Origin of the sequence: Acetobacter sp. (genome assembly GCF_047723915.1) — a bacterium.
Lineage (GTDB): Bacteria > Pseudomonadota > Alphaproteobacteria > Acetobacterales > Acetobacteraceae > Acetobacter.
Genome location: NZ_JBDOBQ010000023.1, coordinates 12,460 through 25,853 on the forward strand (window position 1 = coordinate 12,460; position 13,394 = coordinate 25,853).

Consider the following 13,394-nt stretch of genomic DNA (forward strand, 5'->3'; position numbering starts at 1 on the left):
GCCGCACCGGGTCAGGGTGTGGCGGTGCTTTTTGCGCCTTTGTCGGGCGGCATATCCTGCCAGGCGATCGGGCGCTGGCGGCCATGGACATAGCTTTCCATTTCCGCGTTCAGTTCAGCACCCATCAGCACCACCCAGGCGGTGACGAAAAACCACATCATGGTCGCGATTACCGCCCCGAGCGAGCCGTAGGTCGCGTTGTAGCTGGCCAGATGCGCCACGTAATAGGAAAACATCTGCGAGGACAGGATCCACGCCACGGTGGCGGCCAGGGTGCCGGGCAGCACCCAGCGCCAGTGCGTGCGGCGCTTACGGTTCGGGCCGTAGCGGTACAGGGCTGAAAGAGCCAGGATCTCGAATGAGAACATGACAACGGCCCCGCTCCACCGCCCGATGAAGTCCACCGACCCCGGCGGGGTGGGAATATGCAGCAGGGCAGGCAGGGTCAGCAGCAGGGGAATGGCCACCATCAGCGCGATGGTCAGGGCAGCACCCAGTACCGCGGACAGGGTCAGTGCGAAGGCCGTGATCTGGAAGACAAAGAAGTTCCGGCTTTCATGCACGTTGTAGGCCATGTTGAGGGCTGAAATGATCGAACGCGTGGCGGCCGATGCGGACCACAGGGCCACCGTCAGCGACACGATCAGGTTCATGGTCAGGGATGTGTGGGGTTCCGCCACCAGTGTCTGCACCCGGTCGTAGATCAGCGCAAAGGCGGTTGGCGGCAGCAGGTGGCGCAGCGTGTCCATCTGGGGGGCGACGGTCTGCACGTCGAACGCCAGCCCGTAGATCGAGATCAGGGAACTGATGGCGGGAAACAGCGAGAGCGTGCTGTAGAAGGCGCAGCCTGCGGCAACCAGTGTCGTGGGGCCGAAGATCAGGCTCTTGATGGTGCGGCGCAGAATGGTCTTCCAGTCCCCCAGGCGCAGGCGCGCCGGGTGGGCCAGAGGGTCGGGCGCCTGTCGTTCCTGCCCGTCGGGGCTGTGCTGGGGGTCCGCTACCGGTGGTGCGGCCGTGTCGTCCTGCCGCGTGGAATCGATATGACAGAGAGCCTGCATCGGAGATGAGGTATCCTTTTTCCTCTGGTCCGGCGGCACCGGATGCCGGATGGGGCGGGACAGCGCAAAACCGGCATGCCGGTTCATTCGGGCTGGTGGCGGTCTTGCGTCAAGGGCGGTGCGTGCTGCACCGCGTGGCGGTCCCTGTTGGCGGAAAACCCGGTTATCGGCCACTTGCGCCGCTCGGGCAGGGTGCCCGGCACGCCTTGGCGCATGGTGGAAGACAGTCTGTGCGAACGGCAACAGCGCGCTCTGACACACAGGGTGGTGTCCTCAGTCTTATCGACATAGGCGGAGGTGAGTCATGTTTTTTCGTTCTGGCTGTTTTTTTCACTTGCGCTTGTGTCGGTTTGGCCTCATATGCACGCCCCTACGCAGCAACGCACGTGCCACTGGCCCTCTGAGGTTACGCAACGACGTCAAGCGTTCTGGCAATCGGGATTACCCGGGTTGGGGTGATCCGCCTTTGGTCGCTGGTCCGTTAGACCGTTTCGCAACGTCCTTCTCCGCTGTACTGGCAGGAGAAGCCTGAACTGGGGGAGTGGGGATATGAATCCCAAAATCACCCGTTTTCTCGCCGAACAAAAACCGGCAACGCCTTGCCTTGTCGTCGATGTCGACGAGGTTGAATCCCGCTATCGCGCCCTTGGTCGGGCCCTGCCGCAGGCGCGTATCTATTACGCCGTCAAGGCAAACCCCGCCATGCCCATCCTCAGCCGCCTTGTCGGTCTGGGGTCGTGCTTCGACGCCGCCTCCTGGGAAGAGGTGTCCCTCTGCCTGCAGGCCGGGGCCGAGCCGGACGCCATTTCCTTCGGCAACACGGTCAAGAAGGTGTCCGCCATCCGCGCCGCCTACGAGGCCGGGGTGCGGATGTTCGTTTTCGACTGCCGTGAAGAGCTGGAAAAACTGGCCCGTCACGCACCGGGCAGCCGTGTTTACTGCCGTCTGCTGGTCGACAATTACGGGGCCGAATGGCCGCTGTCGCGCAAGTTCGGCACCACGATCGAATCCGCGCGTGAGCTGATGCTCGCCGCCCGCGATCTCGGTCTGGACCCGTATGGCCTGTCCTTTCATGTGGGCAGCCAGCAGCTTTCGTCCGATGCGTATGAGGCGGCCATTGGCCGTGTCGCGAGCCTGTTCACCGACCTGAGTGCGGCCGGGCTTGAACTGCGCATGATCAACCTGGGTGGCGGCTTCCCGATTCGGTATCGTGAAGACGTGCCCGAGATCGACCATTTCGCGCATGCGATCTGCCATGCCATGACCGAGCATTTCGGCAATGCCCTGCCGGAGATGCTGGTCGAGCCGGGCCGGTTCATCGTGGGCGAGGCCGGGGTTGTCCGGTCGGAAGTCGTGCTAGTGAGCGCGCGTGGTCGCACGGACGGTCTGCGCTGGGTGTATCTGGATATCGGCCGTTTTGGCGGTCTGGCGGAAACGGAAAACGAATCCATCCGCTACGCCATTCGCACCGCCCGGGGTAATGCGCCTTCCGGCCCGGTCGCCCTTGCGGGCCCGACCTGCGACGGTGCGGATATCATGTACGAGAAAACCCGCTACGAGCTGCCGCTGGACCTGGAATCGGGCGAGACGGTGGACCTGCTGGGCACAGGGGCGTATGTGTCCACGTATTGTTCAACCCGTTTCAACGGTTTTGCCCCGCTGGGTGAATACTATATCTGACAAGGCGGGGTGAGGGCCGTGGGCCCGCACCGGAATGCTGGCAGGGCGCGGGGCGGAAGTCTCGCGCCCTTGTGCTTTCGGGCACATGCCCGATACCGTAACCGACCGGTCACGGGGCTGTGGGGAGAGAGGATTTGATGAAACCAACCGCATCATCATGCACGCGACGTTCGGGCATGGCCCTGACAGGCATGGTGGCAATGCTGGGTGCCGCCTGCCCTGTTCCCGACCGGCCAGCCCTTGCGCAGACCGTGGCCCCTGGGGCGACCCCGGGGACGCCCCAGGGGATTGCGGGTGCGGCAGCGCAACCCGTGGCGCGGGCCTTTGCCCGCCTGTCACGCGATGGCGCGGCCACCTTCGAGAACCTGACCCTTGCACGCCGTGCCATTTTTGACGGGGATACAGCCAGTGCCGCGACCCTGATCGTGGCGGCGCGGCAGGCGCTGGACCGTGCCGTTGCCGACAGGACTGCTTTTCTCAAGGCCGAGGCCGAGCTTATGCCGACCCGTGCGGGCCAGCCGCCCCGCCAGATCGTATCGGGTGCGGCGCAGATGCTGTGGCTGCCGATCGGCGGCGAACTGGTGCTGGACGACATGCAGGAACCGACCGAGGAACGTGTGGCGGTTCTGGCGGCGGCCAATCGCCACCTGCTGGCGGGCGATCTGGCACGGGCGGCGGAAATCCTGCGGATTACCAGTGTGGATGCCAATTATGTCATGACCGCCATGCCGGTGGAGAAAACACGCAAGGATGTGGCGCTTGCCGCAAGCCTGATCAGGACCGATCCCTACAAGGCGGGTGAGGCCCTGCGCGATGCGGAAAACGCCGTGCGTTATGCGTCTGTCGCCATTCAGGCGGTCGTTACCCCGCAGGACAGGGCCGCCGCACCCTGATACGCCCCATAACGACCCAAGCAGGACCGCCGAGACATGACTGTTTGGGCCGGGCCGCTTGAACGCGATCGCGGGAGCATGATCCCGGAAGTATGACCCAGAGATATGACCTGGGCGCGCGATCACGGACCGTGGGACAACACGGCCACCGTGGTACGAGGGTTGGAGCGCGACCATAGGGGTGCCACCGCTGTGGCTTGTGCCTGCCGCTATAGGCCTGCCGGGCTGGTAACGTGAACGGGGCGGATTCTATTCCGCCGCCGCGCGCAGTCCGGCTCCGGCCGCCAGGGGGCACAGGGGCAGGGCACCGGCGACAAAGGCTCCCAGCAGTTCCAGGTCGGGCATGAATGGCAGGCCGGTTGTGGCGGCGTCTATGGCGGCGGCGCCAAAAATCAGCGCCGGGGTGACCAGCGGCAATGTCAGCAGGGGCAGCAGCACCCCGCCGCGCCGCGCCCCCAGCACGATGGATGCCCCCATGCCGCCAATGAGCGACAGCACCACGGACCCCAGAAACAGGCCGCCCAGCAGTACCGGCAGGGTGGTTGCGGGCAGGCCCAGCATGGTGGCCAGCGGCACTGCGGCCAGCAGCAGGGGCACACCCGTTGTCAGCCAGTGGGCGGTCATTTTGGCCAATGCCACCAGCGCAGGCGGCAGGCCCAGCAGCAGAAGCTGATCGAGCGATCCGTCCTCCAGTTCCGCCCCGAACAGCCGGTCCAGCGGCAGCAGGGCCGCCAGCAATGCGCAGACCCACAGAATACCCGGCGCCATATGGCGCAGCAGTTCGGGCGACGGCCCGAGGGCAAGCGGGAACAGGGTCGCGGTGACGATAAAGAACAGCACGGCCCCCAGCGTATCCGCGCCGTGGCGCAGGGCCAGCCGCAGGTCGCGCAGGATAATGCCCCAGAACAGCGCGGTCATGCGTAGGCTCCTTCGTCATGCAGGTCGGCCGGGGGCAGGGTCAGGGTCGTGGCGTCGGGCAGGGGCAGGGGCACGTGGGTTGTCGCAATCACCAGTCCCCCCCGGGCGCGGTGTCGGGTCAGGGCCGTGCCCAGCAGGTCCATGGCGGCATGGTCCAGGCCCAGGCTGGGTTCATCCAGCAGCCAGAGCGGGGCCTGGGCCAGCAGGACGCGCGCCAGTGCTGTACGGCGTTTCTGCCCGGCCGAAAGCAGGCGCGCGGGCAGGTCGGCCAGGGGGAGGAGGTCCATGGCGGCAAGGGCGTCGGCCAGGCCCGGCCACGGAGTCCCGCTTTCGGGTAATGCGATCTGTGCGCCAGCCAGCCCGGCTTTGGCGAAAAGCGCGAGATTTTCCACCACGCTCAGCCCGGGTTTGAGCGCATCCTGGTGGCCCAGATAAGCCACGCGCGCCGCATGGGCGGCGGGGTCGTTCCAGACGGGTTGCCCATGCGACAGGATCGTTCCCGAATCCGGGTGACGCAGCCCCGCCAGCACCCGCAGCAGGGTGGACTTGCCCGCACCGTTCGGCCCCCTGAGCAGCATGGCCCCACCTGCGCCAAGGCTGAACCCGACCGAATCCAGCACCAGCCTGTTGCCCCGGAACACGCACAGATCCTCGACCACGAGCGTAGCGACATGCGGGTTCTCCGCCGGGGGGGCGGTCGTGTCAGTTCCGGGGGTATTACCGCGCATCTGTCTGGTCATGCTGGTGGCCATACTGGCGGAAAACCCGGGGGGCAACCCTGGCGGTGCAGGGGGACGGCATGCCGGAGATGGCACTTCTCCTTATTGTTACCAAGCGATTGCGCCAAAAGCGGGAAAGCTCTCGTTCTCGTGGTTGCCACCCCGCTTGTGCCTTTCCCAACTGCCGGTATGTTCTAGCCCCAACGGGATAGCAAGCCGGTAACCCGCAAGAACGGGTCCGCACGCCGGGCGTGTGACGGTATCCTGAACGTATCACCAGCCTTCGGCTGTGAACGGGGAGAAAGCAACGATGAAATCGGTTGGGCACGACTCACTCAAAACTGGCCGCACTCTTACGGTGGACGGCAAGACCTATCATTATTTTTCCATTCCGGAAGCTGCGAAGACCATTGGTGACGTCAGCCGTCTGCCGGTCTCGCTGAAGGTTCTGCTGGAAAATATCCTGCGCTTCGAGGATGCGCGTTCCTACAACGTGGAAGACGCCAAGGCCATTGCCGGCTGGCTGCCCCAGGGCAAGAGCACGAAGGAAGTGCCCTTCAAGCCCTCACGCATTCTGATGCAGGATTTCACGGGTGTTCCGGGCGTTGTCGACCTTGCGGCCATGCGTGACGGGATTGTCAACCTCAAGGGCGACCCGCAGAAGGTGAACCCGCTGGTTCCGGTCAATCTCGTGATCGACCATTCCGTGATGGTGGATTTCGCGGGCACCAAGGACGCCCTGCAGGAAAACATCACCCTCGAATTCGAGCGCAACGCCGAACGCTATGCGTTCCTGCGCTGGGGGCAGGAAGCGTTCGAGAACTTCTCTGTCGTGCCGCCCGATACCGGCATCTGCCATCAGGTCAACCTGGAATACATCGCCCAGGTTGCCTGGACCGCGACTGTCGACGGCAAGGACTACGTCTACCCCGACTCGCTGTACGGCACGGACAGCCACACCACCATGATCAACGGTCTGGGCGTTCTGGGCTGGGGCGTGGGCGGGATCGAGGCCGAGGCCGCCATGCTTGGCCAGCCGATCGCCATGCTGATCCCCGATGTCATCGGCTTCAAGCTGACCGGCAAGCTGCCCGAAGGTGCCACCGCCACCGATCTGGTGCTGACCGTCACCCAGATGCTGCGCAAGAAGGGCGTTGTCGGCAAGTTTGTCGAATTCTTTGGCCCCGCCCTTGACCATCTGCCGGTTGCCGACCGTGCGACCATCGCCAACATGGCGCCCGAATACGGTGCGACCTGCGGCTTCTTCCCGGTCGATGCGCTGACGCTGGACTTCCTGCGCCAGACCGGCCGTGACGAACACCGCATCAAGCTGGTGGAAGAATATTCACGCGCGCAGGGTATGTTCCGCACGCATGAAACGCCCGAGCCCGTGTTCACCGACATTCTGGAACTGGACCTGGCGAGTGTTGTGCCGTCCCTTGCCGGCCCCAAGCGCCCGCAGGACCGTGTGGAACTCAAGAGCGCGAAGACCGAGTTCGAAAAAGAACTGACCTCGTCCCTCGGCGTGCCCGCGAACGATGCCGACAAGAAGGTGCCTGTTGCCGGGACCAACTACGAGCTGGGCCAGGGCGATGTCGTGATTGCGGCCATCACGTCATGCACCAATACCTCCAACCCCGCGGTGCTGATCGCTGCCGGCCTTGTGGCCCGCAAGGCCCGCGCCCTGGGCCTGACACCCAAGCCCTGGGTCAAGACCTCGCTGGCGCCGGGTTCGCAGGTGGTCACGGATTACCTCAACCGTTCGGGGCTGACGACCGACCTGGACGCGCTGGGCTTCAACACCGTGGGTTATGGCTGCACGACCTGCATCGGCAATTCCGGCCCGCTGCCGGGGCATATTGTCGACGCGATCGAGAACAACAACCTTGTGGCCGTTTCCGTCCTGTCCGGGAACCGCAACTTCGAAGGTCGTATTTCTCCGAACGTGCGCGCCAACTATCTGGCAAGCCCGCCGCTGGTGGTCGCGTATTCCATCCTTGGCACCATGCGCAAGGACATCACGACCGAGCCGTTGGGCACCTCCAAGGACGGCAAGCCGGTGTACCTCAAGGACATCTGGCCTTCCAACAAGGAGATTGCCGATCTGATCGCCTCCGCCATCTCGCGTGAGGAGTTCATGAAGCGCTACGCCAACGTGTCCAAGGGCACGAAGGAATGGCAGGGCCTGAAGGTGGCCACCGGGTCCGAAACCTATGCATGGGACCCGAAGTCCACCTACGTGCAGGACCCGCCCTACTTCAAGGACATGGCGGTCGAACCCACGACGCCGGGCAATATCGAAGGTGCGCGCATTCTGGCCGTGCTGGGCGACAACATCACCACCGACCATATCTCCCCCGCCGGCTCCATCAAGAAGGACTCCCCAGCGGGCCGTTACCTGATCGAGCATGGTGTCGATGCCAAGGACTTCAACTCCTACGGGTCCCGTCGCGGCAACGACCGTGTGATGGTGCGCGGCACCTTCGCCAACATCCGTATCAAGAACGAGATGCTGCCCGGCACGGAAGGCGGGTATTCCAAGCACTATCCCGACGGGAAGGATGCGTCGATCTACGACGTGGCCATGGAATACAAGAAGGAAGGTATTCCGCTGGTCGTGTTCGGCGGCAAGGAATACGGCATGGGCTCGTCGCGTGACTGGGCGGCCAAGGGCACCCTGCTGCTGGGTGTGAAGGCGGTCGTGGCGGAAAGCTTCGAGCGTATTCACCGCTCCAACCTTGTGGGCATGGGCGTTCTGCCTCTGGTCTTCAAGGAAGGCACCACGCGCAAGACACTGGGCCTGAAGGGGGATGAGGTCATCAGCATCAAGGGTGTGGACAAGCTGTCACCCCGTATGGATGTGACCATGACCATTACCCGCGCCGATGGTTCCACGCAGGATGTGCCGCTGCTCTGCCGTGTCGATACTCTGGACGAGGTCGAGTATTACCGGCATGGTGGCATCCTCCAGTATGTGCTGCGCGGGATGACAAAAGCTGCCTGATCGGAACTTCGTTCACGGTACCAGTCAGACTGCCGGCCCGGGTGATACCGGGCCGGCTTTTTGCGTTGAAGCCCCAATCGTTCTTGAAGCGGAACATATTACCAAGCGTTTTGGCGAGGTCGAAGTGCTGCGGGGGGTGTCCCTGCGGGTCAGGCGGGGGGATCTGGTCTCCATTATCGGCCCGTCAGGCTGCGGCAAATCCACATTCCTGCGGTGCCTGAACTGCCTTGAACTCCCCGACCGGGGGGCTGTCACCGCCATGGGCGTGCGGATCGAACGGGCAGGCGGGCGCTGGACACGGGCGGATGAGCATATCGCCCACAGGCTGCGCGCCCATGTTGGCATGGTGTTCCAGAGCTTCAACCTGTTCGCGCATCTGAGCGTGCTGGACAACATTCTTCTGGCCCCGCGCGTGGTCAAGGGCGAGCCAGCCCATACCGCGCGGACGCAGGCCATGACCCTGCTGGAAAAAGTGGGGCTGGCCGACGTGGCGCAGCGCTACCCGGCCTCCCTTTCCGGCGGGCAGCAGCAGCGCGCGGCCATTGCGCGGGCTTTGGCCATGCGGCCCGAAATCATGCTGTACGACGAACCGACCTCCGCCCTCGATCCTCTTGTCGCCGAGGAGGTGCTGGAGGTCATGCGTACGCTCGACGCCGAGGGCATGACCCAGATTGTCGTCACGCATGACATGCGCTTTGCCCAACTGGCGTCCGATACGGTCATATACATGGATGGCGGCCGGATTATCGAGGCAGGGCCGCCCGATTTCCTGTGCGTGAACCCCAGCGACGAACGCACCCGCCGTTTCCTGCGGACCGTGCTGTAATGGCCGGGGTCATGGAGCATGCACGCCGTGTTCTGCGGTGGTGTGGCGGTGCGATGCTGCTCTGGCTTGCCGTGGTCTGCCCCGGTTATGCCCAGTCCCAGCCCCAGTCCCAGTCCCAGTCCCACTCTCCGGCCCGGTTCCAGCCCACGGAGCAGGTACACACGACAGGGGATGGCGCAGGGGGGGCGGGGGCATCGCCCGTGCGCTGGGCCGCGGATGCCTCGGCCGATGTGCCGTTCACCTTCCATGACCCTGCCAGTCCGGCCCGGCTGACCGGGTTCGAGTACGATCTCATGCAGGGGCTTGCCGCCCATATGGGTGTACCGTTCGTTTTTGTGCAAAACGACTGGGACGGTCTTATTCCCGGCCTGCAACGGGGCCTGTACGATCTCGTGACCTGCGGGATCGAGATTACCCCCGAGCACGCGGAATCGGTCGATTTTTCAGACCCGTATTACGTGACCGCCGAACGGCTTGTCGTCCGGCGCGATGGCCCCCAGCCAGCCGACCTGGCAGCCCTTGCGGGCCATGTGGTCGGCACGCTCAGGAACACGCAGGCCGAGCGGATTCTGGCTCAGGTGGCTGACGTGCAGGTACGCAGTTACGAGGAGGAAACCCAGGCCTTCATGGACCTGGCCAGCGGGCGGACCGATGCAATCCTGATCGATGCGCCCATTGCCAAATATTACGGTCAGGTCAATCCGGTGCTGCGGCTGGTGGGAGCACCCATAGGGCGGGTCGAATACGGGATGGCTTTTGCCAAAGGCCGCAATACGGCCTTGCGCCAGCAGGTGAACACAGCCCTTGCCGCCATGCGCCGGGACGGCACATTGCACGCCATTCTGGCCCGGTGGGATTTGTGGACGCCCGAGATGGCGCGCAGCCTTGGCGACACCACAATGCCCGCTATCGTTCCCGTAGCCTGGAACGCCTATGTCGCGGCCCAGCAGGGACAGAACGGCTGGCACGCGCGGCTTGCGCGGTACGTAACCTTTTTGCCCCAGCTAGGGCACGCGGCGTGGCTGACCCTGCTGGTTTCGCTGGCGGCCATGGTGCTGGCGGTGGGGCTGGGCATGGGTCTGGCGCTGGCCCGGCTGTATGGACCCACCCCCGTGGCGTGGCTTGCAACACTGTATGTCGAGACCGTGCGTGGCACGCCTCTGCTCATTCAGGTGCTGTTCATTTTCTATGGCCTGCCGGAATTCGGGATAAGCCTGACCCCCTTTGTAGCCGGTGTTCTCAGCCTGGGGCTGAACTACGGTGCGTACGAGGCTGAAAACTACCGCGCGGGCCTGCAATCCGTGCCGCCGGGGCAGATGGAAGCGGCCCTGGCCCTGAACATGACCCACGCGCAGGCGCTCCGCCATGTGGTGGTGCCGCAGGCGTTCCGGCTGGTCATGCCGGTCATGACCAACGATTTTATTTCCCTGCTCAAGGATTCCTCGCTGGTCAGCGTCATTACCCTGACCGAGCTGACACAGACCTATATCCGCCTGTCCTCCACCTATTTCGATTATGTCGGCACCGGCATTATGGTGGGGGCGACCTACCTGCTGCTGGGCCTGCCGTTTGTCCGCCTGGCCCGCATTGTGGAGCGCAGGCTGGCGGCACCCCATGCCAGGCAACGGCTCAAGCCCTGACAGCGTTACCGGGTGCCAAGGCATCTCGCGCGCTGTCGGGCGAGGTATCGCCCCATTGGCTGGCGCCTTTGTCGTGCTGTTTTCTGCCCTGCAAAATGCGGGCTGTCCGCCCTTGTGCCGCGCCTTCGCTGTACGGGTGGCAATGCCTGTCTGCAGGCTGTGCGGAGGTTTTTTTAAGCGGTCTTCAGCACTTTCGTCGGGGGACACGACCATGTGCCCGGGGCGCATGTTGCGGTCGTGTATGCGGGTTGCGGGGCCAGGGAGCGCAGTAAATCCGGTGTTTACTTATGCAATTATTGCATGGGCCATATGGTGAGGGGCAGGGCAGGCGGATATTGTCTCTCCCGTTGCTTTGCTGCACAAGAAATTTACCAAATATATACGATACTCCAACTGTCCGGCTTCCCTGCGGGCATGGTGCAGAAGGTCCAGATCGTATTCAACAAGGCAGAGCCGGAATTCGATGGACCTTCTTTCAGCGCTTCACAGCTTTGTCCGCGTCGCAGCCACGGGCTCGTTTTCGGCCGTTTCAAGGGAGACGGGTGTAAGTCAGCCCACCATTTCCCGGCATATTGCCCTGCTGGAAACGCATTACGGCACTACGCTGTTCGCACGCACCACCCGCAGCCTGACCATGACCGAGGACGGCCGCAGCCTTCTGCCCCATGCCTATGAAGTGCTGGAAATTCTCGAAACGGCCGAGACCGTTCTGGGGCGCAGGCGTGCCTCTGTCTCGGGTCTGGTGCGGCTGGGGGTTACGACAGCCTTTGGCCTGTGCCTGAGCCGCCGCCTGGGTGAACTGCTGGACCGCCACCCGGACCTGTCGGTCGAGATCGTCATGCGCGACGGTTTTGGTGACATGGTGGAGGAAGGGCTGGATCTTGCGGTACGCGTAGGCGAAATTGCCGAAGGATCGCTGATCGCGCGCAAGCTCGGTCTGGTGCAGAAATGGCTTGTGGCCTCGCCTGCCTGCCTGCAACGCCACCATATGCCCGAACACCCGCGCGACCTGACCGATTACCCCGGTGTGGTTTATAATTACGGCACAAGCTGGCTGGACTGGAATTTTGAACGCGATGGGGAAGAAAGCGTCATCGCGCCTTCCGCCGTCTATCGCGCCAATAGCAGCGAGGCGGTTCTTTACGCTGTGGAATCGGGTATCGGCGTCGGGCTTCTGCCCGCTTTTCAGGTGCGTGACGGGGTGCAGGCCGGGCGTCTGGTCCGTCTGTTCCCGGACTGGACCATTCCTGCCCTGCCGTTTTACGCGGTGCATACCGGCCCGCGTACTCTGCCCCTGCGAACACGTACGGTCATGGACTTTCTGATCGATGTCTCGGCCGAACTGCTGAACGACGCCCCGCTTGTTCCTGCCTGAATATATGGCCTGAATATCCGGCCCCAACGGACCTGTGCCGGACAGCACCCAACCCGGCGTTTTTCCCGATCTGAAAAACTCCCTCCCTGTCACCCGGTGTGGATGACAGGCGGCGTGGAATGGCGCAGCCTATCCGTGAAAACCCGGATCGGCGGCGGCGTTGCCCGGTATTGGCGTGGTGGGCAGGGTACCTGCAAAGCCTTCGCGCAGGTATGGGGTCCAGCCCCGCAGCCAGTCATTGGTGCGGTGTACGAAATCCGACACGGCCAGCGAATCCGACATGCCCGCACGGGACCAGTTTTCAGGCGCGCCCGGCACGGCACGGCTGCCGATATCGGCCGGGCTGATCAGCGCATGCACGCTCATAAAATCTACCCGCTGGTCTGTGCTTGGCTTGCCCTGCACGGATTTGCTTTTTTCAATCCGGTTCCAGCCCGCATCCACCAGCACGGATGGCAGGTCGAACCCCATCATGGTGAGTCGCTGCACGGCGGGTGGAATAAAGAGCGGGCTGCCGATCAGGGCCTGTAGCGCCTGGTTGGATGTCAGGAACACGTTGTTCACCACCCTGATGGGCGATGTCATCCAGCATTCCGTGCTTGCGCCATCCGCAGGGAGCGACTCGGACATGAAATTGAACGTGCTGTGGCATTCATCCTGAATGGGCTGGGTATCGCCCAGCGGGAGCGACTGCGTGGTGGCCTGCGCGATCAGCAGCCCGGTTACGATCCCCTGTTCGGAACGGACATAGAGCGAGGTCAGCACCTCGCCGTGTGCCACGTCGTCCTGGTAGTTCAGCAGCGGGTGCCATTTCCCCGCCGGCAGCGGCAACTGCCGCCCCGCGAAGGGAATGGTGCCTTCGAACTGTGCGTCCATCGGCGGGGCCGAGACGGTTCTCCGGTCTTCATCCGGGCTCAGGGCGTTGGTGCTGTCCCCGGCATCGGCCTTGTCCCCCCCGCTCTTGTCCGCCCCCACCCAATGGCGGATTTTCCCCGCAAGTGACCCGTAGGCGGGCAGATACGTGGACAGCCAGGGGGCCGGGAACAGCACGGTCAGGGCGCCGCATACGCCAGCGGTGAACAGTGCTGCACGCCATAGCGGGGCACGGTGCCACAGGCGGGTAAAAGCGGACATGGGGGCCTCGGGTCAGCAAAGATAGGAGGGAAAAAGGCGGGCAGGCGGGAGCAGGTCGCGCACAGGGACAAGGCCGTGACCGCCCGCAAGACCCCGCCCGGACAGACGGGCGTGGTTCCTGGAGCGGGCGGTCAGGGTCCTGTGGTC

General features: G+C 63.9%; 10 protein-coding genes. 6 read left to right on the forward strand and 4 right to left on the reverse strand.

The genetic code is table 11. From position 1 onward, the window contains the following. Positions 1–11: 11 nt before the first annotated feature. Positions 12–1,058: a YihY/virulence factor BrkB family protein gene (locus ABF990_RS11505; protein ID WP_415490893.1), complete on the reverse strand. Its 1,047-nt coding sequence runs from the start codon at positions 1,056–1,058 to the stop codon at positions 12–14. A gap of 549 nt (positions 1,059–1,607) precedes the next feature. On the opposite strand from ABF990_RS11505, the gene ABF990_RS11510 reads away from it, so the two are divergent. Both ABF990_RS11510 and ABF990_RS11515 read left to right on the forward strand, forming a co-directional pair. After that, the gene (locus ABF990_RS11510; RefSeq protein WP_415490892.1) at positions 1,608–2,738 is read left to right on the forward strand and encodes a type III PLP-dependent enzyme; all 1,131 of its coding nucleotides are present in this window, start codon (positions 1,608–1,610) and stop codon (positions 2,736–2,738) included. 137 nt (positions 2,739–2,875) lie between these two features. Continuing rightward, positions 2,876–3,631, forward strand: a complete 756-nt coding sequence (locus tag ABF990_RS11515) for a YfdX family protein (RefSeq protein ID WP_415490891.1) — start codon at positions 2,876–2,878, stop codon at positions 3,629–3,631. Between the two features lie 249 nt (positions 3,632–3,880). Here the strand turns inward: ABF990_RS11515 and ccmB are convergent, their stop codons facing one another. Both ccmB and ccmA read right to left on the reverse strand, forming a co-directional pair. Next, the gene (gene ccmB / locus ABF990_RS11520) at positions 3,881–4,549 is read right to left on the reverse strand and encodes a heme exporter protein CcmB (protein WP_415500161.1); all 669 of its coding nucleotides are present in this window, start codon (positions 4,547–4,549) and stop codon (positions 3,881–3,883) included. Further along, a complete protein-coding gene (gene ccmA, locus ABF990_RS11525) occupies positions 4,546–5,289 on the reverse strand; it encodes a heme ABC exporter ATP-binding protein CcmA (protein WP_415500160.1) in 744 nt (247 codons plus the stop codon). Before ccmA ends, ccmB begins: the two co-directional genes overlap by 4 nt. Before the next feature lie 289 nt (positions 5,290–5,578). On the opposite strand from ccmA, the gene acnA reads away from it, so the two are divergent. The 4 genes from acnA to ABF990_RS11545 all read left to right on the forward strand — a co-directional run bounded on the left by acnA (position 5,579) and on the right by ABF990_RS11545 (position 12,113). Then, on the forward strand, positions 5,579–8,272 hold the full coding sequence (gene acnA, locus ABF990_RS11530; RefSeq protein WP_415490888.1) for an aconitate hydratase AcnA: 2,694 nt from the start codon (positions 5,579–5,581) through the stop codon (positions 8,270–8,272). A gap of 76 nt (positions 8,273–8,348) precedes the next feature. Continuing rightward, positions 8,349–9,098 carry an amino acid ABC transporter ATP-binding protein gene (locus ABF990_RS11535; RefSeq protein WP_415500164.1) on the forward strand — a complete coding sequence of 250 codons (750 nt, stop codon included), beginning with the start codon at positions 8,349–8,351 and terminating at the stop codon, positions 9,096–9,098. Between the two features lie 11 nt (positions 9,099–9,109). Further along, complete coding sequence (locus ABF990_RS11540) at positions 9,110–10,738, forward strand: ABC transporter substrate-binding protein/permease (RefSeq protein WP_415500159.1); 1,629 nt, start codon at positions 9,110–9,112, stop codon at positions 10,736–10,738. Positions 10,739–11,201: 463 nt separating this feature from the next. Then, positions 11,202–12,113: a LysR family transcriptional regulator gene (locus ABF990_RS11545; protein WP_415490886.1), complete on the forward strand. Its 912-nt coding sequence runs from the start codon at positions 11,202–11,204 to the stop codon at positions 12,111–12,113. Between the two features lie 129 nt (positions 12,114–12,242). Here ABF990_RS11545 and ABF990_RS11550 read toward each other — a convergent pair whose 3' ends face one another. After that, positions 12,243–13,247 carry a hypothetical protein gene (locus ABF990_RS11550; protein WP_415500158.1) on the reverse strand — a complete coding sequence of 335 codons (1,005 nt, stop codon included), beginning with the start codon at positions 13,245–13,247 and terminating at the stop codon, positions 12,243–12,245. Between the last annotated feature and the right edge of the window lie 147 nt (positions 13,248–13,394).